Origin of the sequence: Collinsella sp. An268, assembly GCF_002159765.1 — a bacterium.
In the GTDB taxonomy this organism is placed as follows: domain Bacteria; phylum Actinomycetota; class Coriobacteriia; order Coriobacteriales; family Coriobacteriaceae; genus Coprousia.
This window is the reverse complement of the sequence record NZ_NFJH01000011.1, coordinates 24,397-50,316: the sequence shown is the minus strand read 5'-3', so window position 1 is coordinate 50,316 and position 25,920 is coordinate 24,397. Positions and strand designations below refer to the sequence as shown.

Genomic DNA, 25,920 nt, shown 5'->3' with positions numbered 1-25,920 from the left:
GATGGCCCAAGTTGTTCGTCAACATCCCATGTGCACGTTGAAAACGGGCTTGGCAGTCTTTCCCGTCAAACCCGTTGTTCAGCCGTGTGCAGTCCGCCCCATGAGACCGACAGTTCGAGTTTGTGTGATGATAACTCCGAATCCCTCAGTTGCCAACTGAATACCGTGCATTCGATTCAGTTGCCAGCTGAAGAATTCAATGCGCTTCGAACTCACAATCAAGCTGACGAATTGCCGTTTGGGGATTGGAGTACCAATGGAGTGGGAAGCAGCGTCCACAGGCAAGAAATCGCCGCGGAAACGTCGTGGCTGCCTTATCGCAATTGCCGTCATCATTCTGATAGCGATTGTAGGAGGGGCGATAAGCCGCTGTTCGGGAGGCGGCTCGGAAGATTTACAGTGGCCGTCGAGCGGGTTGGCACAGCTCCTCCCCGATCCTCCGAGCACCAAGGGAACCGTTGTGATTAATGACGAAGACCAGTTGTCTGCGAGTATCGATGAGGTTTCTGCTGACGCATATGAGACATATGTTCAGGAGTGCCAGGACAAGGGCTTTACGGTGGACATCGAAAGCGAGTCAGATAGTTTCGATGCCTTCACGGAGGAGGGCGAGCATCTATCGCTCTCTTATTATTCGAGCAGCGAGAGCTTGAACATCGACCTCGAAGCTGCGCTGGAGATGGCTGATTTCGCTTGGCCTGCGGTGGGACCTGCGGCTTCGGTGCCAGCTCCTCCTTCGATCCATGGTTTGGTTACCGTTAACAGCGGATCGCAATTTACCGCAACCGTCGACGGCCTCACGGCGGAGTCATTTAGCGCTTATGCGGACACCTGCATGGGAGCGGGTTTCACTGTGGATTACGATAAGGGAGACGACTTTTTCCACGCCGATAATGCTGCAGGTGTGCACGTGAGCCTCACGTGGAAGCGGTTCGGTATGATGGGGATTTCAATCTCTGCCCCCATGGAGGATGCGTCGACCGATACGGGGAGTACTGATCAAGCGGATACTGCTGCCGAGCCGGTTGCGCCGGAGGCGCCCGCAGCGGATGCCAGTGGTGTGAGCCCCGATTTTAAGGCTACGATGGACAGCTACGAGGCCTTCTTTAACGAGTACGCTGATTTCATGGCGGCGTATCAGGCAGATGCCAGCTCACCTGAGCTGTTGGCCCAATACGCCGAGATGATGACGCGTTATTCCGACATGATGCAGTCGATGGATGACATCGATGAGAATAGCCTGTCGGCGGCAGATTATGCGTACTACCTGGAAGTAACCGGAAGGATAAACGCAAAGCTCCTCAGTGTGGCTCAGTAGGTTTTTCGTACCGGAGAGGTTTGTCGCCATGGGCGCTAAATCTCTCCGGTGATAACTCGTTTTGCCACGTGCAGCATTTTAGGATTTGGCGCGAATTTGAGCTTCACGATACCTGCTGCTTATGCGAGGTCAGGGTTGCTGGCGGCATGTTTTGAACCGGCTGGGAACTCGCAGCATCTGTACCGACTTGCAGGCCTGCTTAATAAGACGCGCGAACTGGTCACGTCTCTCTTAAGGGTTTTCGAGTTGGGTACGAAGTACAGCAATTCAAACAACCCGCTGCGTGAACATACCTAAGGTATGATGAAGCAAGGTTTCATAGGGACTCTTGCGCTCATGAATTGACGCTCTCTAGGGTTCACCCAATCAAAGGTGCTTGTTCCATTGTGCGGGTATGTGCATGATCAAGAGAGCGTTGTTACTCGCAGCCGCTTCATTGTGGGCCGAGATGTCCCATAGAAACCAAATGAAAAGGACTTGGTGCTGTGGGGGAGTTTTGTATGAATATCTTCGACAAGGCAAGGGCTGCGATAGACAAGGTTGAAACTTCATTTGCAAAGGCAAAGGGGAGCTCGGGCGAAAAGGCGCGGGACTTGTCCCTTGAGGAGATTGGGGAGACCCTTGCCTCTTATACAGCTCCGGATGATGGGGAGCCGGAGAAGGTTGCGCAGGGCGAGAATCCAGACGGCTCCCATCTAGAAGAGCTGCGGGTGTCGGCTTCTAGCGAGAGAGACTCAGATAGGCAAGAAGTTGATAACGAGATTGAAGAGCTGGAGCGGAGGATCGCTGCGCTTCGTGCTGCGCGACAAAAACGAGAATCCGATCGCAGGGCAAACGAACCGTCGCCTCAAACCCAATCCAGCAAAACAAGTGAAGGGCATCAAGCTGATCGGCCTGCCTCACTAGATTCTGGCGGTGGAGACAAACCTGCCAACGAGATGGCTTTCTTTGTGATATGTGGGCTGGTCTTTGTACTGGGGCTTGGCGTTCTCTGGTTATTTGCGGTGCAGGATAGTCAGCAGGATAAAGGTTCCTCTCAAACGGCAATTACCGCGACAAGTGAGCCCGAAGAGCTGAGTCAGGAAGTCGGTGGAACAGGTGAGCAGGTAAACATTGCCATTGACTGTAAAGAGAACTGGTTTTTTAGTACTTATGATGTCGTGTTGTATGTAGATGATGCTCATGTCGCAACGCTCGACCATGGGAAAAGCGAATCGTATGAGGTACGTCTCGAGTCTGGTAGGCACACGCTGAGAGCTGAATCGGAAGAGGATGCCTCGGTTGACGGGTCCCTATCGTTCGATACGTCAATGTATACAGACTTTAGATTTATAATCCGCTGTGAAAATAGCCAGGTTGAGCTTGAAGAAGTGCCGCACGTCAATATGCCATTTGGTTCCGATGATATTGACGGCATGAAGGTGGATGATGCCAAAGCGGCATTGCGGGACGCCGGCTTCACGGAAATCGAAATTGAAGAATCTGATGACCTAGAGCCGGCTCAAGGAGCTCTTGTTGACACGTTGCAGAGCGTTTCGGTAGATGGGGAACGCAGCATCTCAGCAGGTGATGAGTACTACGCCGATGCTGATGTGCTATTGACAGTGCACAAGATGGGGGATGTCCATCCACCGGAAAGCGCTGCTTCATTACTCGGTAGGGATGCCCATGAGGTGCGGGACGAGTTTACGAGTGCGGGCTTTACTAACGTTGTCATTGAGGAGCGGGAGGCTGATTCTTCCTCTGATCAACTTGGCGTAAGTGCTGTCACTATTGGGTGGCTATTATTTGGGAATTCCAATTTCACAACTACCGATACTTTTGACCCTGCAGAGACGGTGACTATTGAGACGGTAGTGACTCGCTCGTCGGAGCCGCAGAACGATGGGCGCGATTCGGAGCCTACGATTCTCACGGTCGATAATTGTCCAGACTTGAAAGAGCTACTCTCTAAGTCGGTTGATGATGCCTCAGGGTTCGCATCGTCATATTGGGGAGAGACAATCCAGTTCGATGGGTACATCGCGGACATTCAAAACCACGGCGATTTTGATACGAGATTTGACGTGCTCTTTCTCGCGGGGAACGTTGATACGAGCCCGTCTGTAGGTCCATACTTCCGCTTTACCGACGTCAGCCGTTGGGATATGGAATACGAGGGTGGTATCTTGGATGCTGGTAAGCCGGTGCGGATTACAGCTGTAGTTGACGGATGGAACGACAACGGAATGTGGGTTGATTTAGATCCCGTATTACTCGAAGATCGATAGCTTTTGCGAGGCTAATTGTGTTTCGTTGCGATGTGGGAGTTGTAGATGGGGCTGTTCCAGAAGATAGGCCAAGCTGTTGAATTTGTCGAATCCTATCCTGAAAAATCTAAGCATGCAATTCGAGAGGCGTTAGACGCTCTCGAGTTTCCCCATCTTTTGACACTCAAGCTGGTGCCTCGCCAAAAGAGGCACGGAGAAAAGACCGTTAACGTATTCAATGAACATGGAGCTTTGATCCTATCTGCTACAGGTGGGGGTCGGTGGAATGAAAGGACCGCATCAGCTGAAAGTGTCGATGGAACAGTCTCCTTTCATATGCGCTCATACCCTGATGGTGATAACGTGCGTACCCGTTATTCATTCCAGGGGACCGCAGGCAAGCACCAACTTGATTATGATTTATGTAATATGAACCTTTCTCGAGCAATGAAAAACCTAAGGACTCCGTTCCGGGTGGTTATGGTTTTTGAGCCTTTAGGCTGGGATATGTATTTCGACCGGAAAGACATATCGCTTATGGTGCAGAAATATACGGTTGCAGACGGAAATAAAAAGATAATGACGTTACTTCGAGCTTCCGCACCGGCAGGGGAGAAATATAGCAGCTGCGTCTACGTTAGCTACGGTTCATACGGGCACTTGATTCCGGGGATGCTCCTCGGGCTGACGCTCATCGGTCTAGTGGACGATTGTGGTGGCGCTTGAGTTTACCAATGTAAAGGGGGAGCTTGTGAACAGGTCCATTCAGGGAGTTGCCGAAAGGGGAGTTGCATTGTGGTGAAGGAAGCGTGTGTGGGGTCCACCAATCAGCCTTCTGATGTGGCTGCAGTCCAAGAGAGACCTACAAGATCCGCTGATGACTACATCAACGCAGCGAATGCGGTGATTGATATAGTCGATATCGCAGTTGGCCTTATCCCGGGCGGCGGGGCGGCAGTAAAAGTGGCCGCAAAAGCTGTGAAGTATGCCAAGCTTGCTAGACCGGCGCTCGAAAAACTGCCGGAAGCCGCGCCGCTTGTTCAGAAGGCAGCAGGCGCGCTGCATGATAAGGTGCCAGATATAGTAGGTGAGAGCGCTTCAAAAGCTGCCAAAGCAGTTAGGGGCGCCGCTGGTGCGGTTGGCGAACGCGGTGGTGCCGTAGTCGCCTCTGTTCGGGACGCTGCAGACGCTCGGGCGCAGGAGAAGGCGCGCAGAGAGGCGCGCCGTGCTTTGCTGGACGGCGCTGGAATCCGCATGTCCGTTTCACAATTCATCGAGAATTGCAAAACGCAGGAGAAGCTCGACCCCATAGGCGGTTATCTTGCGTATTGCGGATGCTATGCAATGGCAACGTATTCGGGTGCAATTAAGAAGGATGACTATAGCTCGTTCAGGGATATCTTCATCGGCAAATCGAAAAACATGGGGGAGAGCATCCTGGCTGATATTACTGGCCGGGGTAACGTGGACGTCTATGCTGACATTAAGTACAAGCAACACGTTTATGTCCTACTCTATCCGTGTGCTTTAGAGAACCTTGATGAGCTTGAGAGCTCTCTTATTACGGCGCTTGATGCGGACCGATCTTATAATGCGGAGAAGGCGATGCCTACATACGCGAATCGGTGATAAAGTTCGGAATAATGCGTCTGCATGATCGGGAAGGTTATTCAACCGAGGCATCTTGTCTGTGCGAAGACAATGCTGGCCATTACTACCCGATGTTTCATGGTATTGCCTCGTGGTCGTGATGCAATGAGAATTGAAGCCTTTGAGTACCTTACAGCTGTCCCATCTTGCCTCTTTAGGAGGGACGGCTTATGTCATATGGCCTAGAAATGTTGGCTGACAACCTGCTCTCGCCTTCTAACTTTCTAACCACCGTAATGTGGTTAGAAAGAGTTAGATGGCTAGAAAGGGCGTTAGCATGAACGCTGGCGCAAGCGCACATACTGAGTTCAGACGCCCTTATTACCTCGCATCGATAGGCCGCGATCAGAGGGGGTCTTTGTGAGAAGTGGGGCGTCGAGCGTCCCTGCTACAGAGACGGCGATTCTGCGCATGGTGCAGGAGACGGAAGGAGACGCCTTCGAGGTGCGTCCTTCGCTGCGCCAAGATCTGACCTTTGCCTATGCCAGCGATGAGTTTACACGCAAGGGTCTGGCATTTGGTGAGGGGGAGTTTCGGACGCTGGGCATCGCGCTCCCAGATGGCACCTATACCAATTTAGGGCTACTGCTTTCGGACCAATGCCCACCGACCGTGAAGGCTGCCCAGTTTGCGGATGACGCGCGCAATACCTTTATGTCGCGAGAGGAGTACGCGGGTTCTGTATTGAAGCAGCTGGCGGATGCCTACGCCTTCATGGAGCGCTGCAACCGTTTCCGCACGACGTTCGAAGGGCTTGAGCGCACCGACTATTATGATGTGCCGCCGGTTGCTATGCGTGAGGCGCTGGTCAATTCTGTTGCGCACCGAGAATATGCACTTTCGGGACCGACGCTTGTCTCGGTTATGCCAGGTGGGATGGAGATCGTCTCGCCGGGAGGGCTGCCCTTAGGGATAGAGGAGGCGGATCTAGACGCGCACATCTCGATCCCGCGTAACAAGATGCTCGCGAACGTCCTGTTCAGGCTTGAGCTCATCGAGGCGTACGGAACAGGAATCGGCCGCATCCGCGCAAGCTATGATGGGTCTGACGTTTCGCCTCAAATCCGCCTGACGCCGAACACCTTCACGGTGTTGCTTCCCAACCGCAATGCTCCTTTGGGTGCAGGTGACCAAGCGGGGGATGACGGTAACTCGATTGCGGGAAACCGTCTGCTGGCTGTTTTGCATGACGGGGCCCGGACGCGCAGCGAGGTGCAAAAGGCGCTGGGGGTCTCGCAGACGACGGCGATTCGCATGTTGGGCGAGCTGATCAAGCGCGGGCTTGTCCAGAAACGCGGAGCGGGCAGAAGCACCGTTTACGAGCTGACCGCCTAGCGCAGCTCATCAAGAGCGGCGCATGGCTTCCGAGATGGGTGATTTGGGAGAGGTCAAGAGGCGGACAACATCTCGACGAGGGTTCGCACGGCGAGAATCTGCGGCTCGTCGTGAGCCTTGCGCGGTGTTTGAGATTCGCCAGCATGGGGAGATGCCGTGAATATGCTGGGTATGGCGCAAGGCAAATCACGTGGAGGTGGCGCCCATGATGTACCCCTACGTCACGCTCGAAGATGAGACGGAAGTCGTTCATTCTCAGCTCATCGAGGGCGGAGAGACGCCAAAAGTATTGGTTCATTTCGAGCGCCCGACAAAGAGAGGCTTCGATTCGGCTCGTTGTGAATTGCCCTCAAGATGCGCGATACGAGATAGGCCTCATCCTCACCATGCGCGTCGTCCGTATGTTTATTTGAGCCCACTCCAAGGGAATAAGGAGCCTGATCACCGTACGTCCGCGGTGGATACGCGGAGCGCGTCGCCGGCAAGCGCCTGCCGGCGGTAGGAAAGGGGAGAACATGGACCGCTATCTCGGAGAATCCACGCCCAAGCTCGGTTTTGGCTTCATGCGTCTGCCAAAGCTCGCCGACGGGACCATCGACATCGATGAGACCAAGCAGATGGTCGACCGGTTTATGGACGCGGGCCTCACGTACTTCGACACCGCCTTCGTCTACGACAACGGCGAGTCGGAGAAGGCCCTCAAGGCCGCCCTCATCGACCGCTACCCGCGCGACTCGTTTAGCGTTGCCACCAAGCTCAACGCGTGGATGCAGGCGCCCAACAAAGAGGCGGCGCACCAGCAGTTCTTTACGAGTCTCGAGCGCACGGGCGCGGGGTACTTCGACTTCTACCTGCTGCATGCGCTGCAGAAGGGCAATCTCGAGAAGTACGACGAGTACGACGCATGGAACTTTGTGAAGGAGCAGCGCGACGCCGGCCTCATCAAGCACTGGGGCTTCTCGTTCCACGATTCGCCCGAGCTGCTGGACCAGCTCTTGACCGAACACCCCGATGTCGACTTTATCCAGCTGCAGATCAACTATGCCGACTGGGAGGACCCCAAGCAGGCGTCGCGCGCCAACTGGGAGGTCGCGCGCAAGCACCAGGTGCCCGTGGTGGTGATGGAGCCCGTCAAGGGAGGGCTGCTCGCCAACCCAGTGCCGCAGGTGGCGGATATCCTGCGCGAGGCGGATCCCGCCGCGTCCTGCGCCTCGTGGGCCATCCGCTTCGCCGCGTCGCTCGACGGCATCATCACGGTGCTTTCCGGCATGTCGACGCTCGCGCAGGTGGAGGACAACGTCTCCTACATGCGCGACTTCAAGCCGCTGACGGACAGTGAGCGCGCCGTTATAGAGAGGGCGCAGCAGGAGCTCGCCGCCATCGACTCCATCCCGTGCACGGGGTGCCACTACTGCACCGACGGCTGTCCCATGCACATCCCCATACCGGATATCTTCTCGGCCTACAACCGCAAGCTCGTGTGGGACGATGCCGAGGGCGCGCGTCGCCGCTACGAGGATGCCGTCTCTGCCGAGGGCGCGGGCCGGGCGGGCGACTGCATCGCCTGCGGCCAGTGCGAGAGCGCCTGCCCGCAGAACCTGCCGATCATCGAGCTGCTGCAGCGCTGCGCGGAGGCGTTCGACGCGTAGGCGCACGGGCGCTTGCACAGAAAAGGTTGCCGCTACGCCCGCTCGACGCTCCGGCGCCGGTCGAGCACCAGGGTGATGCCGGTGAGGGCGAACGCGACGAGCGAGAACGCCGCGCCCACGAGCCCTGCGTGCGCGATGCCGATGCCGCCCACCACGGCACCGCCCACCGCGGTGCCAAAGGCGATGCCGGTGTTGAACGCCGTCGGCTCGAGCGAGCTCGCAAGGGTGAGCGCCTTGGGGTGCCAGCGGCGCGCCGCCTTCATAAAGACGGAGATGCACGGCACCGAGACGATGTACATCGAGAGCCCCACCGCGAGGATGCTCGCGATGGCGGCCACCGGCGAGGGGCCGGCGAGCCAGACGAGCGCGAGCAGTGCTGCCTGGATGGGGAAGCTCACCATGAGCGCCTTGAGGCCAAAGCGCCCGTCCGCCCACCCGGAGAGCAGGTTGGAGAAGAAGCACGCTACGCCATAGGCCATGAGCACGGTGCTCGCGCTCATGGCGTCGAGCCCCACGACCGTCTCGAGATAGGGCGTGATGTAGCCGTAGAGCACATAGACCGAGCCCACGCCAAACACAAAGATGAGCGCACCGGTGAGCACCTGCGGCTCCGTTAAGAGCGACGCCTGCTCGCGCATGGTGGCGGGCTCGTCGGTGGAGCCCGAGCGGGGGAGGACGGCGAGCAGCGCCGCGCTCGTCGCGACGGCGAGTGCGAGCGAGGCGACCATCACGAGGTGCCAGTCGAGGGTGTGGGCGATCATCTTGCCGGCAGAGGTGATGAACACCATGGCGACGGAGATCGCCGCGTAGACCACCGAGATGGTCATCGACGTGCGCTCGACCCCCACGAGCTCGGGGATGTAGGTGACGCCGAGGGCGAGGAGCGCACCCGAGACCGCACCCAGTAACACGCGCGCGGCGAGCAGAATCTCAAACGTCGGCGCAAACGTCATGGCGACGTTACCGAGGCAGAAGAGCGCCACGTACACCGCGAGCAGCGGGTAGCGGCGAAAGCGCCCGGTGGTGATGGCGAGCGTGGGGGTGAGCACGGCATAGGCGACCGAGAAGAAGCTGATGAGCTCGCCCACGCGCGAGAGCGTGACGCCAAAGGCGTCGGCAAGCTCGGTCTCGATGCCAATGACGACAAACTCCGAGCAACCGAGCGAGAAGCCGAGGACGACCAGAAGGGCGATGGAGAGACGCGCGCGCCACGGCGAGGGCGCGGTGGCGGATGCGGGCGTGATACGGGGCGTGCCGGTGGTGCTCATACATTCCTTTCAAACGGGCAAACGCGGTGATTGTAGCAGGTATGGGCTGCAAAGGGGGAGCACGTGCGGCGCGCGGCGGCGGCCCGGGCCGCTCTTCTTGGGGTTACAGGCGCGCCGCGGCGGGCCCGTACGTAAAGCGGCCGTCTGGGGGAGGTAAGGGTACGGTCTCGTTTGGGGCGGCAGACAATGAGCGGCCGACTCGCGCTCTACGCTATCCAATAGAGGCGTGATGCCGCGCATCGACGTCCGCCGCCGCGCCGTCCGGTGCGGTCGTCTGCCGAGGATGGGAGGCCCCATGTCCCCTGAAAACCCGTTTCGAGAGCGTCTCCATCGGGAGCAAGGGGGTCCCATCGCCCTTCCGCTGCCCGCCGTGAAGATCGCGTTCGGGGTGCTCGCGGCTGTGCTTGTTGCCATCGGTTTCTTCTTCTTGATGCAGCGCGGGGAGGGCAACTTCGTCATGGGCGCGCCGGGTGCCGCCGCCCAGTACTTCGTGGCGGTGGCGGCGCTTTTCATCGTCGGGTATGCGGGCAGCGTCTTGGGCCGAGGGGCCGTCTCGCTGGCCTCGTGGCCCAAGCGCATCGCGGCGATGCTCGCCTTGGCGGCCGCCGCGGTCCTTTTGCTGTGGATCTTTGTGGCGGCGCCGATACTCGACATCCCGTATCTCGCCCGTCCATCCACCATCACGCTCAGCGAGGTCGAGACCGTGGTGGATGATGGATACGAGTATTCGGTCTTCTATAAGCTGCAGGGCGTGGATGCCGCGGGCGAGCTTCACATCTTCTCAATCGACCGCGCCGCATGCGAGGGGTGGGACCCGGCCGTGAGGCGGGCCTCAGTCACGTATCTGCCGCATTCTAAGACCGTGCTCGCCATCGAGTCGCTCTGAGGGCTACCGGCGGGAACGCTGGAAGCGGGAAATGAGGACGGACCCCATATCGGAGCGATACGGGGCCCGTGCGGTGCAGGGGAAAGACGCCGGGAGCGGGGCGTTGCCGCGGAGCGTGATACTCGTTTGGGGTTAGGCAACAAGTTCCGCCCACTCGGGATGGCGCTCAAACCAGCCTACCGCATAGGAGCAGGTGGGTCGCGCCTTGCGGTGGGTTTCCTTGAGCTCGCGCGCCGCCTGCTCGAGCAGCATGCCGGCGACGCCCTGGCCGCGTAGCGACTCGTCGACAAACGTGTGGTCGATCTCGACCACGCCGGGCTCGCGGTCGGGGAAGGTCACCTCCCCGAGTGTGGTGCCGTCGGGTGCGACGTAGCGGACGGCATGCGAATGGATCTCTATCTGATTGTGGGCTATACGAGTCATGGTTCGCCTTTCGAATGGGCGCCCTCGGGGCGCATGCGGATACGCGAAACGCATCCATCGTGTACCCGCCGATACCCGTCTGCCGATGCCGTCGGCCGTTTGCAACGCATCGGTAACACTCCCCGGTCCGCCGGCACCGCTCGCCGGGCAAAGCGGGTCGTTCGCCGTTTGCCGTTCGGTTATCCCATGAGCGAGCCGTTGAAGTAGATGATGAACCCGAGCATGCCAGCGAGCGCTCCGGTGAAGAGCGCCGCACCGAGGCACATAAGGGCCTTTGCCCAGAGCGGCATCGGCCGCCGCAGCATGCCGGCGCCCGCAACCGCGCAGCAGAACAGCGCGATACCGAGCGCAATCATGCACGCCCCCTCGCACGTTGCGAGCCGCGGGAGGTCGGCAGCGGCGACATGGGCGTAATGATAGCTGTGGAGCGACCCCACATCGCCCGTTGCGATCATCTGCGCGCCCGGCACGATGCCGATGAGCGAGAGCGCAGCCCCCAGGCAGACGGCGAGCGCCATACGGATGCCGGGGTGCATGCTCGCAAAGAGTCCGGGTCGCGTGTCGCCGGGAAAGGTTGCGAGGCCGCCGTTGCGCCGGATGATGGCGATGAGCATCTCGGCGATCGAAGCGACCAGGAGCACCGCGCCCAGGATACTCAGCCAATCGGGCAGAAAGCTCGGTACGAGAAAGGCGAAGCTCGCCCCGCAGCCGATGAGCCCCGCGCCGGTCTCTCTTGCAAGCTGCGGGCGCTCGCTTTCAGGCGTCGTGGCGTAATGGTAGCCATGGAGCAGGCGCACGTCGCCCGTCACGCACATGTAGATGCCAAGGCCTGCGATGATGAGCCCAACGCCTAGCCCGATGATGTTCTCCATGCCGGCTCCTCTCCGATGCGGGCGCGCGGCTGGCTTGCGTGGACAGTCGGGCCCGAATGCAAGGACGCTGCCATTATAGGATCGCGCTTCCTTTCGAGCGGTATCGTTTGACGAGAAATCGCGCGTTCCGGCCACTGCTTTCGTCAAGATGTACCGCTCGACGATCGGGTGCGCTTCGACGGTACCAAATGACGAAGCCGGCCGTAGCGATACCGGTCAGTCGAGCCGTCCAGTCGGGCTCTCCAGTCGGGTCGTCCGGTATCGCTACGGTGGCCTCAGGCGCGAAACGCTGTTCCGTGCCCCGGCGCTCCGCGTCGTGCTACCGTAGGTTACGGACAACGTCGGCAGGGGAGGACCAGCGATGGGGCAGAACGAGCTGAGCGGCAGGCAGAGCCCGGCAACCGCCATGACGGCCGGTCGCCACTACGCCGCGCCCACGCACATCGAGGTGCGCGGCGCGCGCGTTCACAACCTCAAGAACATCGATATCGATATCCCGCTCGGGTGCCTTGTGGGTATCGCGGGGGTTTCCGGCTCCGGCAAGAGCTCCCTCGCGCTCGGCACGCTCTACGCCGAGGGAAGCCGCCGCTACCTTGACGCGCTCTCCACCTACACGCGCCGGCGCATCAGCCAGACTGCGCGCGCCACGGTGGACGAGGTCCGGCATGTGCCGGCCGCACTCGCCCTGCGCCAGCGCCCGGGCATCCCCGGGGTGCACTCCACGTTTGGCACTTCGACCGAGCTCCTCAACTACCTGCGTCTTCTGTTCTCGCGTCTGGGGAGCCATCAGTGCCCTCACTGCGGTGCGCACGTGCCGCCCTCCATGGACGTGGCCCTCATGGTGCCGACGCGCTGCCCGGTATGCGGCGGGGAGTTCATGGGCCCCGGCGCCGAGGACCTTGCCTTCAACAGCGGGGGCGCCTGTCCCACGTGCGGCGGGACGGGCATCGTGCGCACCGTCGACGAGGCGACGCTCGTGCCGGACGAGTCGAAATCCATCAACGAGGGCGCCGTGCTGCCCTGGGGCTCACTCATGTGGGACCTCATGAAGCAGGTGTGCGCCGCGATGGGCGTGCGCTGCGACGTGCCGTTTGCCGAGCTTACGCCCGAGGAGCGCGACATCGTCTTCCACGGTCCCGCCGAGAAGAAGCATATTCTGTACCGTGCGAAGAACGGGGAGTTCGCCGAGCTCGACTTCACGTACTACAACGCGGTATACACGGTGGAGAACGCGCTCGCCAAGGCCAAGGACGAGAAGGGGCTCGCGCGGGTGGCGCGTTTTCTGCGCGAGGACGTATGCCCGGACTGCGGGGGCACCCGGCTCTCGGCACGGGCGCGCGGCCCCATGGTGGACGGCATGAATCTGGGCGAGGCCTCGCACATGACGCTGGATGAACTCGCAGCCTGGGTGCCTACGGTGCCCGACCTCATGCCCGAGGAGATGCGCCCCATGGCCGCGACCATCGTGGCCGAGATGACCGAGCCCGTCTGCCGCCTGCAGCAGCTGGGCTTGGGGTATCTCGCTCTCGATCGCGCGAGCTCGACCCTCTCCACCGGCGAGCGCCAGCGCGTGCAGCTCGCCCGCGCGGTGCGCAACCGCACCTGCGGCGTGCTCTACGTGCTCGACGAGCCCTCCATCGGGCTGCATCCCTCCAACGTCGAGGGGCTCCTCGGCGTGGTCGACGACCTGCTGGCTGACGGAAACTCCGTGGTGCTGGTCGACCATGACGTGCGGGTGCTGCGCCACGCGGACCATCTGGTAGAGATCGGGCCCGGCTCGGGCGCGGCGGGCGGCCAGGTTATCGCGCAGGGCACGGTTGCCGAGGTGGAGGCGACACCCGCGACGCGCATCGGCCCCTTCCTATCGGGCGCGTGCCGGGTGCGCACGCGCGAGCGCAGCGCGGCGGACGCCGTGTTTGCGGAGGGGGCGCTCGAGCTCGCGACAGGGGCGATCCATACGGTCAAACCGCTCGAGGTGCGCATTCCCCGGGGGCGTCTCACCGCGGTGACGGGTGTTTCCGGCTCCGGTAAGACGACGCTCGTGCTCGAGAGCCTCATCCCGGCGCTCGCGGCAACCGTTGCTGGCGACCCGCTTCCGGCGCATGTGCTAAGCATTGCGGCGGCGGGAATCAGGCGCGTGAACCTTATCGACGCCACGCCCATCGGCGCCAACGTGCGCTCCACGGTGGCAACCTACTCCGGCGTGCTCGACGACCTGCGGCGCGCGTTCGCCAAGCTGCCCGTCGCGCGCGAGCGCGGCCTCAAGCCCGGCGCGTTCTCCTACAACACCGGGTCGCTCAGGTGCCCCACGTGCGACGGCACGGGGCAGATCTCTCTCGACGTGCAGTTTCTGCCCGATGTGGACATTCCCTGTCCCGACTGCGGCGGCACGCGGTACGGCCGGGACGCCTCTGCCATCAAGCTCGCCGGCGACCTGAGCCTGCCCGAGATCCTCGGCTACACCGTCGACCAGGCGCGCGAGGCACTCGCGGGCTCCGGCATGCGCTCCGCTCTCGCCAAGCTCCGCACGCTCTCCGACCTCGGCCTCGGCTACCTTACCCTGGGCGAGGCGACGCCGGCGCTCTCGGGCGGCGAGGCGCAGCGCCTAAAGCTGGCAAGCGAGCTCACGCGCAGCCAGGACGACGCGCTCTTTGTGTTTGACGAGCCCACCATCGGCCTGCACCCCCTTGATGTGGAGGTGCTGCTCGGCGTGCTCCAGCGTCTGATCGACCACGGGGCGACCGTGGTGGTGATCGAGCACGACCTCGACATGATCGCCAACGCCGACTATGTGATCGATTTGGGGCCGGGCGGCGGCGAGGCGGGCGGCCGCGTGGTGGCGACGGGCACGCCCGAGGAGGTCGCCGCCTGCCCCGAGAGCATCACGGGCCGCTACATCGCCGAGGAGCTCGCCTAGGGCGGTCCGGAATATCTGTCGCCTGCGGGGCGGGAAAGTTCCGGTATGCTAGGTGGACCGTACAGACACCGAACGTCCCGCCCCGCGGGCGTCAAGAGGGAGAGAACCATGATCAAGGAGATCGTCAAGGACCGTGAGTTTCTGAGCAAGCCGGCCGAGGAGGCCACGGCGGCCGACACGCAGGTCATCGAGGACCTGCGCGACACGCTCGCCTCGCTCGAGGATGCCGTGTGCCTCGCGGCGAACCAGATCGGCTCCACCAAGGCCGTCATCGCCTATCGCGACGGCGACCGCATCGCCGTCATGCTCAACCCCAAGATCAAGCGCGGCGCGCAGCCGTATAAGACGCAGGAGAGCTGCCTGTCGCTCGAGGACCTCTCGGAGGTGCGCCGGTTCCAGATGGTCACCGTCGCCTACCAGGTCCTCGCGGGCGAGAACCTGGTTTCGCGCACCAAGCGCCTCTCCGGCTGGACGGCCGAGGTCGTGCAGCACGCTATCGACCACTGCGCCGGCAAGCTGGTGTAGGGCCGGCGGCAGCAGCTGGCCCTGCGCGCAGGCGAGGCGCCGCGGCGGGCGCGGCATGTCCCGGTAGGCGGGCAGCCCCAGGTGGTGCGAACGTGGCGAGGAGGACGTCCCATGGCCCAGCAAGAAGCCCAGAACGATGCGCAGCGCCCTGCCGACTGCGCAGAGGCGAAGGTTATGGCGGAGGCGCCGGCAGAAGAGCGGCCCACGACCGTGCTGGCGGATGACGCGGGCCCCGTCGAGGCGCCGCAGGCAGGTACCGCGCCGCTTCCTCAGCCCGCGGCCCCGTCCGCACCGGGCGCCGGTGCTCCCGCCCCCGGCGCGGACGCAGGCGACACCGCGCTCGGCCGCCGCATCGTCCGGCTCCGCCGTGCCGTGGTCGCGCTCGCCGTCGTGCTCGTGGCTCTGGGCGCCGGGCTCGGCGTGCTCGCCTGGCAGGTGCACACGCTCAGCACCGAGGTCTCCGGTCTGCATGCGCAGATCGCGACGATTCGAACGTCGATAAGCGAGATGGCGGCGGAGGACCGCGATGACGAGGATGCCTCCGACCTGCGCGCCGCAGACCTTATCGACATCATCGGTGAGAGCTGGGCAAACGCTCAGCGCATCTTGACAGCAAGGGACATCGATCCGGCCGACTTGACGCTTATCACCGACGACGGCGGGGCGGTGATCAACCCCGCCAACTGGACCGTCACGCTTGTCGCCGATCTAGACGAGCTGGGTCAGGTCGCCGTGTACCTGCGGCACGATTCGTGGAGCTTCTTCTAACAGGGCGGCCCTGCACGCGCCCACACGGTGGCGGGACGTGAGCAAAGAGAGCGAAAGCGGCCGGGGCGCATGCGCGTCCCGGCCGCTTGCCGTCAGGTGACTCTATCGGGCGTCGCTACTTCTTGCCGAACAGGCTGCCGATGCCGCCCATGATGCCGCCGAGCGGACCGTCGCCGCCCAGAAGGCCGCCGATCCGCGAGAGGTCGATCCGCGACAGGTCGATCTGCGACAGATCGATCTGAGACAGGTCGATGCCGCCCGAGGCGATGCGCTCCTTAACGCCGTCGATGATCTGGCTGAGGTCGCCCTCGCCGATCGTCTGGCCGGTGATGTTCTCGATGGCGCCCTTGGGGTCGGCGAGGATCTCGCCCGCCTTCTCGGGCGCGTTGCCAACGGCGGTCATAACCTGGTCGATGATGGCCTGGATGTCCATGGGTCTCCTTTCGGTGGGGGCCGGTGCCCCGTGCACGGACGGGCGCCCTGCGCACCCGTGCGCCCATTGTAACCGTCTTCCTTCCGTTAATTTCCGCACGGTGGCGCCTCGACGCGCCCGTCCTTCTATAATGACCGCGTAGGATACTTCGTGCGAGAAAGGTCCCTATGGGCGGTTTCTTTGGGGCGGCTTCGCGCCGCGACGTGGTACTCGATGTGTTCTTTGGCGTCGACTACCATTCGCATCTGGGCACGCGTCGAGCGGGCATGGTGTTCTGCGAGGGGACGGGCGGGTTTCAAAAAGAAATTCACTCCATCGAGAACACGCCGTTCCGTTCGCGCTTCGACAAGGACCTCGAGCGCTTTCACGGCACGAGCGGCATCGGGTGCATCAGCGACACCGACCCGCAGCCGCTTCTGGTGCGCGGCAAGCACGGGACGTTCGCCATCACCACGGTCGGCATCATCAATAACGCCGACGAGCTGATCGAGGCGTATTTCGAGCAGGGCGGCGCGCAGTTTATGGCGATGAGCTCGGGTGCGGTCAACGGCACCGAGCTCGTGGCGGCCCTCATCAACCAGAAGGACGACCTGGTCGAGGGCATCAAGTTCGCCCAGCAGGCGGTCGAGGGCTCGCTCACCCTGCTCGTCATGACCGAGGACGGCGTCATCTTCGCCGCCCGCGACCGGATGGGACGCCTCCCCGTCCTTATCGGCCGCGATGCGGCGGGCGAGGGGTACTGCATCTCCTTTGAGAGCTTCGTCTACCACAAGCTCGGGTACGAGGACGCCTATGAGCTCGGGTCCGGCGAGATCGTGCGCATCACGCCCGAGGGCTTTGAGACCGTGGCGCCCGCCGGCGACCAGATGAAGATCTGCGCGTTCCTCTGGGTGTACTACGGGTATCCCAACTCGAATTACGAGGGCAAAAACGTCGAGGTCATGCGCTATCGCAACGGCGCCGTCATGGCGCGCGACGAGCGCGCCGCCGGGACGCTGCCCGAGGTCGACTACGTGGCCGGCGTGCCCGATTCCGGCGTGCCGCACGCCATCGGCTACGCCAACGAGGCGGGCGCCACGTTTGCGCGCCCCTTCATCAAGTACACGCCCACGTGGCCGCGCTCGTTCATGCCCACCAACCAGGAGGTGCGCGACCGCATCGCCGAGATGAAGCAGATTCCCGTGCCCGAGCTGATCGAGGGCAAGAAGCTTCTTTTGGTGGACGACTCCATCGTGCGCGGCACGCAGCTTGGCAACACGGTCGACTTCCTCTACAGCGCCGGCGCCACCGAGGTGCACATGCGCTCCGCGTGCCCGCCCATCATGTACAGCTGCAAGTACCTGAGCTTTTCGCGCGGCAAGTCCGACCAGGACCTGATCGCGCGCCGCGTGGTGCGCGAGCTCGAGGGGCCTGAGGGCGACGAGCATCTCGACGAGTACGCCGACAGCTCGACCGAGCGTGGCAAGTGCATGCTGAAGAAGATCTGCGAGCAGCTCGGCTTCGACAGCTTGGGCTACCAGAGCCTGCCCGGCATGCTCGAGGCCATCGGCATCGATCCCACGAAGGTCTGCACCTACTGCTGGGACGGTCGCGAGTAATATGCCGTTGCGGCAGTAGGGCTACCTTGGAAACACGGGTCGACGGTTGCGCGGCGGCTGTCGACCCGTGTTTCCCTGTGTAGGGTTGCGGCTCAGCGCCTTGGGCCGTGACGGGGGGCTTGCCCCACGGCGGGTATACGTCATTTCCCTATTTGTGCATACCTGGCCGACTTGGGTATACCTAGGTTCGCCCTTTCGGACACCCGTCGACATCACGCAAGCCATGTACCTGCGGGAACATTATTGCGAGATAGAAATAACCCCCGGGTAAGGTATACACAACGTGCTGAGGTATACACGACTCGGTTGTTTGTGTATACCAAACGGGAGGGGCGCCGCGCGCGCGGCAAGCGCGTGGCAAGTAAGTGGTCGCTTGCATTCTAGCGGTGGGTGCAGCTTGGCGTATCGCCCCGACAGAGTGGTCCCCTTGCCAGGGCCCGTGTATGAGCGCGCGGTGTTGGAATCCAAAAGTTCAAAATAAATTGAACTTTGAACTCAATTTGTGCCATACTGGCACGAAGCGTTCAATTTAAATTGAACTTGAGGAGGATCGATGCCTGACCGAACTCTGTTCTCGGAGCGTCTGAGCGAGGCGATGGCCCGTGCCGGCTTAAAGCAGGCGGACCTCATCCACATTGCCTCCCAGCGCGGCAAGAAGCTCGGTAAAAGCCAGGTCAGCCAGTATGTGAGCGGCAAAACGGTGCCGCGGCGCAACGTCGTCGCGCTTCTTGCGGACATCCTCGCGGTTGACGAGGACTGGCTGGCAGATGGCGCCGCAACGCCGGCGGCGCACGCGCCCGCAGCGCAACCGGCGCCCGCCGCGCGAGCTACCGCGCGGTCTGTGGCCGCTGCAACACCTGCCTCTTCTCATCAAGCTACCTCGCAAAGGAGTACCCCCATGCGTCAGTTCACCAAGTCTGCCAAGCTCGATAACGTTCTCTACGACGTCCGCGGTCCGGTGGCCGACGAGGCGGCCCGCATGGAAGCCGAGGGTCTGCGCATCCTCAAGCTAAACATCGGCAACCCGGCGCCCTTCGGCTTCCGCACGCCCGACGAGGTCGTGACCGACATGCGTCAGCAGCTCCCCGACTGCGAGGGCTACTCCGACTCCAAGGGCCTCTTCTCGGCGCGCAAGGCCATCATGCAGTACGCGCAGCTCAAGCATATCCCCAACGTCTCGATGGACGGTATCTACACCGGCAACGGCGTCTCGGAGCTCATTCAGCTGTGCATGAACGCCCTGCTCGACACCGGCGACGAGATCCTCATTCCGAGCCCCGACTACCCGCTCTGGACGGCCTGCGCCACGCTTGCCGGCGGCACGCCCGTGCATTACGTGTGCGACGAGGAGGCGGAGTGGAACCCCGACCTCGCCGACTTGGAGTCCAAGATCACGAGCAACACCAAGGCCATCGTCATCATCAACCCCAACAACCCCACGGGCGCCGTCTACCCGCGCGAGGTGCTCGAGCAGATCGTCGAGATCGCGCGCAAGCACCAGCTCATGATCTTCTCGGACGAGATCTACGACCGTCTCTGCATGGACGGCATCAAGCACGTCTCCATCGCGAGCCTTGCGCCCGACCTGCCGTGCGTGACGTTCTCCGGTCTCTCCAAGAGCCACATGATCGCCGGCTACCGCATCGGCTGGATGATCCTCTCGGGCAACAAGCGCTGCATGCGCGACTTCATCTACGGCATCAACATGCTCTCCAACATGCGCCTGTGCTCCAACGTGCCGGCGCAGTCGATCGTGCAGACCGCGCTCGGCGGCTACCAGAGCGTAGAGCGCTACGTGGAGCCGGGCGGGCGCATCTACGAGCAGCGCGAGTACGTCTACAAGGCGCTGAACGAGATTCCGGGCATCACGGCCGTCAAGCCCAAGGCGGCGTTCTACATCTTCCCCAAGATGGACGTGGAGCGGTTCAACATCACCGACGACGAGCAGTTCGCGCTCGACCTGCTGCATGAGAAGCGCATCCTCATCACGCGCGGCGGCGGCTTCAACTGGAACAAGCCCGATCACTTCCGCATCGTCTACCTGCCGCGCATGGAGGTGCTGCGCGAGGCGCTCACCGACTTGGCCGACTTCTTCGCCCACTACCGCCAGGCATAGGGCGGCATGCCGCCTGCCTGTGGAGCCCCTACCGCTTACCCGCGAGATGGCACCGCTCGCGGAGCGTAGGCGCGCCGAGGCATGGTGTTTGGTTGAGTTTTGTCGCCCGGCGAAGCCCGCGGGGTAATATGCCGTGATGTAGGATCACCTCTCACGCGCCGCCCGCTTTGCCGGGCGGTATCCGTGCGCATCGCGCGCGGCCACCGAAAGGATCTCTGCCCATGAAGGCCATCATCCCCGCCGCCGGTCTCGGTACCCGCTTCCTCCCCTCCACCAAGTGCACCCCCAAGGAGATGCTGCCGGTCCTCGACAAGCCGGTCATCCAGTACGTGGTCGAGGAGGCGCTCGAGCCCGACGAGGTCACCGACGCCATCATCGTCACCTCCCCCAACAAGCCCGAGCTCCTGAACTACTTCCAGCCCGACCTCTCGCTCGAGCAGCTGCTGCGCGCCCGCGGCAAGGACGCCTACGCCGGCGCCGTCGCCGAGGCGGGCGGGCTGCCCGTGGACTTCCGCTTCCAGTACAAGCCCAAGGGCCTCGGGCACGCCATCCGCTCGGCGGCCGACGCCGTCGCCGGGGAGAGCTTCCTCGTGCTGCTCGGCGACTACGTGGTCCCCAACCGCGACATCTGCGACAAGATGCTCGAGGTCTCCTGCGCGCACGGCGGCGCGAGCGTGATCGCCGTCGCGCCCTGCGCGCCCGAGGAGGTCAGCCGCTACGGCGTCATCGCCGGCGACCGCGCGGGCTCGCTCGCGGGCGCCGAGGGCGTGGCCGACGAGGAGCCCGGCGCGGTGTGGCGCGTCTCCGGCCTCGTGGAGAAGCCCGATGCGGCGGACGCCCCCTCCAACCTCTACATCGTGGGCCGCTACCTGCTGAGCCCGCTCGTCATGGACCTGCTCGAGGACCAGGCGCCCGGCGCCGGCGGCGAGGTGCAGCTCACCGACGCCATGGCGCGCTCGCTCGACCGCGAGGCCATGTACGCCGTCGTCATCGACCCGCTCTCGGGCTACGACACCGGCACCCCGTCCGGCTGGATGGCCACCAACGCCCTCATGGCGGCGGCGGACCCGCGCTTCTCCCAGGGCTTCTGGGACGCCATCGACGAGCGCGGCGGGCTCAAGCGCTAGATGACGGCCGAGTCGACCGGCGCGGCTCTGCCGCCGTGCTCATCCACCGAGCGCCCCGCTCCGGTTCTCGCGCTCGTCATACCCTGTTTTAACGAGGCGACCGTGCTTGCCGGCACGGCGCCTCTTCTTTTGGATGCGCTGGCGCGTCTCGTGACCGCGGGCTCCGCGGCGCCCGAGAGCTATCTGGTGCTGGTGGACGACGGGTCGGTTGACGACACGTGGGCGACCATCGGCGCGCTCGCCGCCGCGGACCGGCGCGTGCGGGGCGTGCGGCTCAGCCGCAACTGCGGGCAGCAGGCCGCGCTCATGGCCGGAATCGACGAGGTGCGCGGTGCCTGCGACGCCGCCGTGACGCTCGATGCCGACGGACAGGACGACCCCGCCGCCCTCGCCGAGATGGTCGCGCGGTACCGGGAGGGCTACGACGTGGTCTTTGGCGTGCGCTCCGACCGCTCCTGCGACGCCGCTCCCAAGCGCATGACGGCCCGCGCGTTCTATCGCCTCTTGGCGCTCCTCGGCGCCGAGGTCGTGCCCGACCATGCCGACTTCCGCCTCATGGCCGCGCCGGTCATCGCCGGCATCGCGTCGTTTCAGGAAGTGAACCTCTATCTCAGGGGCCTCGTGCCCCTCGTGGGGTTTCGCAGCTGCGAGGTGCGCTACCGCCGCCTGCCCCGCCGGGCGGGGCGCTCCCATTACGGTGCCGGGCGCATGGTCGGCCTCGCCCTCGACGGCGTGACGTCGCTCACCATCCGGCCCATCCGCATCATCACGCTTCTGGGCCTCGTCATCGCCCTCGGCAGCGCCCTCGGCATCCTCTGGGCCGTCGTCACGGCACTTTCCGGACGCGCGGTCTCGGGGTGGGCGAGCATGATCGTGGCCATCTTCTTCTTGGGCGGCGTGCAGCTGGTGAGCCTGGGTGTCATCGGCGAGTACGTGGGCAAGACGTATCTGGAGGCCAAGCGGCGCCCGCGGTACCTGGTCGCGGAGCGCACGCAGAGGGACGCAGAGGACGCGTCGGGCCACCGGTCCACACAAAACGCATGAACATGTGTTCTATTTAAGCTCTCTATCAGCGGGTTATGCTGAAACTAATTTTGCTACCCCAAATGGAGCCTCACGTCAAGAACTAACTTGCCGAGCGGTAGGTGCCCCAGTAAACTATTAGGTTGCGATAGTTGGCCCTCTCTGCCTCGACGTGCCGGACGCGGCGCTCATGCCGCGGCCTCGCGAGGCGACGGGGACCTCAAGGACAGCGCTTCCCAGAAGGAGGAAACACCTGGTGTCAACCGCAACGTATATCCCGGAAGCAACACCCACGGAGCGCGGGCGCTTCAGCTTTGGCAAGATCGCCGATGCGATGGAGCTCCCCAACCTCATCTCGGTGCAGAAAGAGTCGTTTGAGCGCTTCATGACCGAAGGGCTTCGCGAGGCCTTCCGCGAGTCCAGCCCCATCCGCAGCCAGAACCACGTGCTCGAGGTCACCTTCGGCGAGCACCAGTTCGGCGACCCCGCGCACGATGTGGACGAGTGCCGCGAGAAGGACATGACCTATCAGGCCCCGCTTCTGACCGACGTGCGCCTCACCAACCGTGAGACGGGCGAGATCAAAGAGCAGCTCGTCTTCATGGGCGACTTCCCCATGATGACCGATCGGGGCACCTTCATCATCAACGGCACGGAGCGCATCGTCGTCTCCCAGCTCGTGCGCTCGCCGGGCGTGTACTACTCCCAGGAGATGGACGGCGGCAAGCAGGTCTACAAGGCCCAGGTCATCCCGGCCCGCGGCGCGTGGCTCGAGTTCGAGGTCGACAAGCGCGACCAGCTCGTGGTCTCCATCGACCGCAAGCGCAAGCAGTCCGCCACCATGTTCCTGCGCGCCCTCGGCATCGCCGTCACCAACGACGACATCTTCGAGCTCCTCGGCGATTCTGACGTGGTGAAGCGCACCATCGAGCGCGACACGGCGCTTACCCGCGAGGACGCCCTCATCGAGATCTACCGCCGCCTGCGCCCGGGCGAGCCGCCCACCGTGGACGCCTCCCGCAGCCTCCTCGAGGGCCTGTTCTTCAATCAGCAGCGCTACGACCTCGCGCGCGTGGGCCGCTACAAGGTCAACAAGAAGCTCGGCCTCACCACGGCCGAGGAGGTCTCGATCCTGACCGACGAGGACATCGTCGCGACGCTGCGCTACCTGCTCGCCCTCGCCGCGGGCGAGCCCGGCTTCAAGACCGACGACATCGACCACTTTGGCAACCGTCGCGTCCGCACCGTCGGCGAGCTCGTCGCCAACCAGTTCCGCATCGGCATGAGCCGTATGGAGCGCGTCGTCCGTGAGCGCATGAGCTCGCAGGATATCGACGAGATCACGCCGCAGTCGCTCATCAACATCCGCCCCATCGTGGCGGCCATCAAGGAGTTCTTCGGCTCCTCGCAGCTCTCGCAGTTCATGGACCAGTCCAACCCGCTCACGGGCCTGTCGCACAAGCGTACGCTCTCCGCGCTCGGCCCCGGCGGCCTCGCGGGCCACAAGTCCGGTTCCAGCCGCCGCACCAACGTGCCGACGGCCGTCCGCGACGTCCACAACTCGCACTACTCCCGCATGTGCCCCATCGAGACGCCCGAAGGCCCCAACATCGGCCTTATCGGCCGCCTCGCGCTCTTTGCGCGCGTCAACGAGTACGGCTTCATCGAGGCTCCGTACCGCCGCGTCGAGAACGGGCAGGTGACCGACCAGATCGACTGGATGACGGCCGATGAGGAGGAGAACCACATCATCGCGCCCGCCTCGACGCCCGTCGACCCCAAGACGGGGGAGTTCGTGACGGTCGACGCCGAGGGCAACCTCGTGCGCCCGCACACGGTCGTCGCCCGTACGCGCGACTTCGACGGCTCGTTCGGTGCGCCGGCCGACGTGCCGGTTGACGACGTCGACTACATGGACGTCTCGCCGCGCCAGATGATCTCGGTCGCCGCGACCCTCATTCCGTTCCTCGAGCACGACGACGCCAAGCGTACCCTCATGGGCGCCAACATGCAGCGTCAGGCCGTGCCGCTGATCCATCCGGTCGCCCCGTACGTCGGCACCGGTATGGAGCGCCGCGCCGCCCTCGACTCCGGCGAGGTCACGCTCGCGCGCCACGCCGGCGAGGTCATCTTCGCCGACGCCGCCAAGATTACCATCAAGTCCGATGCGGGCCTCGACGAGTACCACCTGCCCAAGTACGAGCGCTCCAACCAGTCGACCTGCATCAACCACCGTCCGCTCGTGCACGTGGGCGATGTCGTGGCAAAGGGCCAGCCCATCGCCGACGGCCCCTCGACCGATCACGGCGAGCTCGCCCTCGGCCAGAACCTGACCGTGGCCTACATGAGCTGGGAAGGCTACAACTACGAGGACGCCATCATCGTCTCGGAGCGCGTGGTGGCCGAGGACCTGCTCACGACCATCAACATCTCGCGTCACGAGATCGACGCCCGCGACACCAAGCTCGGCCCCGAGGAGATCACCCGCGAGGTGCCGAACCTCTCCGAGTCGATGCTCGCCAACCTGGACGAGGACGGCATCATTCGCATCGGCGCCGAGGTCGGCCCCGGCGACATCCTCGTCGGCAAGGTCACGCCCAAGGGTGAGAGCACCCAGACCGCCGAGGAGCGCCTGCTCAAGGCCATCTTCGGTGCGAAGGCGCACGACGTGCGCGACACCTCGCTCAAGATGCCGCACGGTGCCTACGGCCGCGTCATCGACGTCGTGCGCTTCAGCCGCGACGCCGGCGACGACCTCACCCCGGGCGTCAACGAGCAGGTGCGCGTCTACGTGGCGCAGCGCCGTAAGATCCAGCAGGGCGACAAGATCGCCGGCCGCCACGGCAACAAGGGCGTCATCTCCACCATCCTGCCGGTGGAGGACATGCCCTATATGGCCGACGGCACCCCGGTCGACATCATCTTGAACCCGCTGGGCGTGCCTTCGCGTATGAACGTGGGCCAGCTGCTCGAGTGCCATCTCGGCTGGGCCGCCGCCTGTGGTTGGGATCCGGAGAACGCCGATTCCGACAAGTACGTGCCCGGCCCGTTCTTTGTCTCCACGCCCGTGTTCGACGGCGCCAAGGAGGACGAGATCGCCGAGGTCATCCGTCGCGCCAACAAGAACCTCATGAACCTCGCCCACGAGCGCTTCGGCGACCACATGGACGCCCGCTTTGTGACGCAGCTCGACGAGCGCGGCAAGACCACGCTCTATGACGGTCGTTCCGGCGAGGAGTTCCGCGAGCCCATCACCGTGGGTACGAGCTACATGCTCAAGCTCGGCCACATGGTCGACGACAAGATCCACGCGCGCTCGACGGGCCCCTACAGCCTCGTCACCCAGCAGCCGCTCGGCGGCAAGGCCCAGTTCGGCGGCCAGCGCTTCGGCGAGATGGAGGTCTGGGCGCTCTACGCGTACGGCGCCTCCAACGTGCTGCAGGAGATCCTGACCGTCAAGTCCGACGACACCGTGGGCCGCGTGAAGACCTACGAGTCCATCGTCAAGGGCGAGAACATCCCCACGGCCGGCCTCCCCGAGTCGTTCAAGGTTCTCGTGAAGGAGATCCGCTCGCTCGCGCTCGACATCGAGCCCCTGCACGACGCGGACGAGTCCCGCGCCGCCGAGCCCGCCGCGGACGCTGCCGAGGCGGCCCCGACCGACGCCCTCGACGCCATCGATGAGCTCGACACCTCCGTTGAGGCCGTCGACGCCCTCATCGACGAGCTCGCCGCCACCACCACCGAGAAGGAGTAGTTGACT

Annotated in this window: 19 protein-coding genes; 15 read left to right on the top strand and 4 right to left on the bottom strand. The window is 63.3% G+C overall.

Going from position 1 to position 25,920, the window contains the following annotated elements; genetic code table 11:
* Positions 1-199 precede the first annotated feature (199 nt).
* From B5F70_RS08910 to B5F70_RS08880, 6 genes are all read left to right on the top strand, one after another.
* Positions 200-1,318 (top strand): DUF6591 domain-containing protein, encoded by a 1,119-nt coding sequence (locus tag B5F70_RS08910; protein ID WP_143753958.1) that lies wholly within the window; start codon positions 200-202, stop codon positions 1,316-1,318.
* Between the two features lie 500 nt (positions 1,319-1,818).
* A complete protein-coding gene (locus tag B5F70_RS08905; RefSeq protein ID WP_143753957.1) occupies positions 1,819-3,588 on the top strand; it encodes a DUF4839 domain-containing protein in 1,770 nt (589 codons plus the stop codon).
* A 45-nt stretch (positions 3,589-3,633) separates the two neighbouring features.
* Complete coding sequence (locus tag B5F70_RS10545) at positions 3,634-4,293, top strand: hypothetical protein (RefSeq protein ID WP_143753956.1); 660 nt, start codon at positions 3,634-3,636, stop codon at positions 4,291-4,293.
* 87 nt (positions 4,294-4,380) lie between these two features.
* Positions 4,381-5,196 carry a hypothetical protein gene (locus tag B5F70_RS08895; protein WP_087205217.1) on the top strand — a complete coding sequence of 272 codons (816 nt, stop codon included), beginning with the start codon at positions 4,381-4,383 and terminating at the stop codon, positions 5,194-5,196.
* 432 nt (positions 5,197-5,628) lie between these two features.
* Complete coding sequence (locus B5F70_RS08890; protein ID WP_143753955.1) at positions 5,629-6,552, top strand: ATP-binding protein; 924 nt, start codon at positions 5,629-5,631, stop codon at positions 6,550-6,552.
* Positions 6,553-7,067: 515 nt separating this feature from the next.
* Complete coding sequence (locus B5F70_RS08880) at positions 7,068-8,201, top strand: aldo/keto reductase (RefSeq protein WP_087205214.1); 1,134 nt, start codon at positions 7,068-7,070, stop codon at positions 8,199-8,201.
* Between the two features lie 32 nt (positions 8,202-8,233).
* Here B5F70_RS08880 and B5F70_RS08875 read toward each other — a convergent pair whose 3' ends face one another.
* Entirely contained in the window at positions 8,234-9,469 is a 1,236-nt protein-coding gene (locus tag B5F70_RS08875; protein ID WP_087205213.1) for an MFS transporter, read from the bottom strand.
* Positions 9,470-9,764: 295 nt separating this feature from the next.
* Here B5F70_RS08875 and B5F70_RS08870 point away from each other — a divergent pair, with 295 nt between their 5' ends.
* On the top strand, positions 9,765-10,355 hold the full coding sequence (locus tag B5F70_RS08870; protein WP_087205212.1) for a hypothetical protein: 591 nt from the start codon (positions 9,765-9,767) through the stop codon (positions 10,353-10,355).
* A gap of 132 nt (positions 10,356-10,487) precedes the next feature.
* Here the strand turns inward: B5F70_RS08870 and B5F70_RS08865 are convergent, their stop codons facing one another.
* Together B5F70_RS08865 and B5F70_RS08860 are read right to left on the bottom strand one after the other, a co-directional pair.
* Entirely contained in the window at positions 10,488-10,778 is a 291-nt protein-coding gene (locus B5F70_RS08865; protein WP_087205211.1) for a GNAT family N-acetyltransferase, read from the bottom strand.
* Between the two features lie 179 nt (positions 10,779-10,957).
* Positions 10,958-11,650, bottom strand: coding sequence for a hypothetical protein (locus B5F70_RS08860; RefSeq protein WP_087205210.1), 693 nt, complete (start codon positions 11,648-11,650; stop codon positions 10,958-10,960).
* 361 nt (positions 11,651-12,011) lie between these two features.
* Between B5F70_RS08860 and B5F70_RS08855 the strand changes: the two genes are divergently transcribed.
* The 3 genes from B5F70_RS08855 to B5F70_RS08845 all read left to right on the top strand — a co-directional run bounded on the left by B5F70_RS08855 (position 12,012) and on the right by B5F70_RS08845 (position 15,860).
* On the top strand, positions 12,012-14,567 hold the full coding sequence (locus B5F70_RS08855) for an excinuclease ABC subunit UvrA (RefSeq protein WP_241145963.1): 2,556 nt from the start codon (positions 12,012-12,014) through the stop codon (positions 14,565-14,567).
* Between the two features lie 108 nt (positions 14,568-14,675).
* Positions 14,676-15,092 carry a peptide deformylase gene (locus B5F70_RS08850; protein WP_087205209.1) on the top strand — a complete coding sequence of 139 codons (417 nt, stop codon included), beginning with the start codon at positions 14,676-14,678 and terminating at the stop codon, positions 15,090-15,092.
* A gap of 111 nt (positions 15,093-15,203) precedes the next feature.
* Complete coding sequence (locus B5F70_RS08845; RefSeq protein WP_241145962.1) at positions 15,204-15,860, top strand: hypothetical protein; 657 nt, start codon at positions 15,204-15,206, stop codon at positions 15,858-15,860.
* Between the two features lie 115 nt (positions 15,861-15,975).
* Here the strand turns inward: B5F70_RS08845 and B5F70_RS08840 are convergent, their stop codons facing one another.
* On the bottom strand, positions 15,976-16,293 hold the full coding sequence (locus tag B5F70_RS08840; RefSeq protein WP_087205208.1) for a hypothetical protein: 318 nt from the start codon (positions 16,291-16,293) through the stop codon (positions 15,976-15,978).
* A 167-nt stretch (positions 16,294-16,460) separates the two neighbouring features.
* Here B5F70_RS08840 and B5F70_RS08835 point away from each other — a divergent pair, with 167 nt between their 5' ends.
* The 5 genes from B5F70_RS08835 (at position 16,461) to B5F70_RS08815 (ending at position 25,914) form a co-directional block, all read left to right on the top strand.
* Complete coding sequence (locus tag B5F70_RS08835) at positions 16,461-17,891, top strand: amidophosphoribosyltransferase (protein WP_087205207.1); 1,431 nt, start codon at positions 16,461-16,463, stop codon at positions 17,889-17,891.
* A 553-nt stretch (positions 17,892-18,444) separates the two neighbouring features.
* A complete protein-coding gene (locus B5F70_RS08830; protein ID WP_087205206.1) occupies positions 18,445-20,007 on the top strand; it encodes an aminotransferase class I/II-fold pyridoxal phosphate-dependent enzyme in 1,563 nt (520 codons plus the stop codon).
* 221 nt (positions 20,008-20,228) lie between these two features.
* Entirely contained in the window at positions 20,229-21,134 is a 906-nt protein-coding gene (locus tag B5F70_RS08825) for a UTP--glucose-1-phosphate uridylyltransferase (protein WP_087205205.1), read from the top strand.
* Positions 21,135-22,178 carry a glycosyltransferase family 2 protein gene (locus B5F70_RS08820; RefSeq protein WP_087205204.1) on the top strand — a complete coding sequence of 348 codons (1,044 nt, stop codon included), beginning with the start codon at positions 21,135-21,137 and terminating at the stop codon, positions 22,176-22,178.
* A 235-nt stretch (positions 22,179-22,413) separates the two neighbouring features.
* On the top strand, positions 22,414-25,914 hold the full coding sequence (locus B5F70_RS08815; protein WP_256363457.1) for a DNA-directed RNA polymerase subunit beta: 3,501 nt from the start codon (positions 22,414-22,416) through the stop codon (positions 25,912-25,914).
* Positions 25,915-25,920: the final 6 nt, after the last annotated feature.

What these genes read in the sequence shown, in the direction of transcription:
- B5F70_RS08905 (WP_143753957.1), top strand. Translation starts at nt 1,819, where the DNA reads ATGAATATCTTCGACAAGGCAAGGGCTGCGATAGACAAGGTTGAAACT.
- B5F70_RS08850 (WP_087205209.1), top strand. Translation starts at nt 14,676, where the DNA reads ATGATCAAGGAGATCGTCAAGGACCGTGAGTTTCTGAGCAAGCCGGCC.
- B5F70_RS08820 (WP_087205204.1), top strand. Translation starts at nt 21,135, where the DNA reads ATGACGGCCGAGTCGACCGGCGCGGCTCTGCCGCCGTGCTCATCCACC.
- B5F70_RS08835 (WP_087205207.1), top strand. Translation starts at nt 16,461, where the DNA reads ATGGGCGGTTTCTTTGGGGCGGCTTCGCGCCGCGACGTGGTACTCGAT.
- B5F70_RS08865 (WP_087205211.1), bottom strand. Translation starts at nt 10,778, where the DNA reads ATGACTCGTATAGCCCACAATCAGATAGAGATCCATTCGCATGCCGTC.
- B5F70_RS10545 (WP_143753956.1), top strand. Translation starts at nt 3,634, where the DNA reads ATGGGGCTGTTCCAGAAGATAGGCCAAGCTGTTGAATTTGTCGAATCC.
- B5F70_RS08840 (WP_087205208.1), bottom strand. Translation starts at nt 16,293, where the DNA reads ATGGACATCCAGGCCATCATCGACCAGGTTATGACCGCCGTTGGCAAC.
- B5F70_RS08880 (WP_087205214.1), top strand. Translation starts at nt 7,068, where the DNA reads ATGGACCGCTATCTCGGAGAATCCACGCCCAAGCTCGGTTTTGGCTTC.
- B5F70_RS08825 (WP_087205205.1), top strand. Translation starts at nt 20,229, where the DNA reads ATGAAGGCCATCATCCCCGCCGCCGGTCTCGGTACCCGCTTCCTCCCC.
- B5F70_RS08845 (WP_241145962.1), top strand. Translation starts at nt 15,204, where the DNA reads ATGGCCCAGCAAGAAGCCCAGAACGATGCGCAGCGCCCTGCCGACTGC.
- B5F70_RS08855 (WP_241145963.1), top strand. Translation starts at nt 12,012, where the DNA reads ATGGGGCAGAACGAGCTGAGCGGCAGGCAGAGCCCGGCAACCGCCATG.
- B5F70_RS08870 (WP_087205212.1), top strand. Translation starts at nt 9,765, where the DNA reads ATGTCCCCTGAAAACCCGTTTCGAGAGCGTCTCCATCGGGAGCAAGGG.
- B5F70_RS08875 (WP_087205213.1), bottom strand. Translation starts at nt 9,469, where the DNA reads ATGAGCACCACCGGCACGCCCCGTATCACGCCCGCATCCGCCACCGCG.
- B5F70_RS08910 (WP_143753958.1), top strand. Translation starts at nt 200, where the DNA reads ATGCGCTTCGAACTCACAATCAAGCTGACGAATTGCCGTTTGGGGATT.
- B5F70_RS08890 (WP_143753955.1), top strand. Translation starts at nt 5,629, where the DNA reads ATGGTGCAGGAGACGGAAGGAGACGCCTTCGAGGTGCGTCCTTCGCTG.
- B5F70_RS08830 (WP_087205206.1), top strand. Translation starts at nt 18,445, where the DNA reads ATGCCTGACCGAACTCTGTTCTCGGAGCGTCTGAGCGAGGCGATGGCC.
- B5F70_RS08860 (WP_087205210.1), bottom strand. Translation starts at nt 11,650, where the DNA reads ATGGAGAACATCATCGGGCTAGGCGTTGGGCTCATCATCGCAGGCCTT.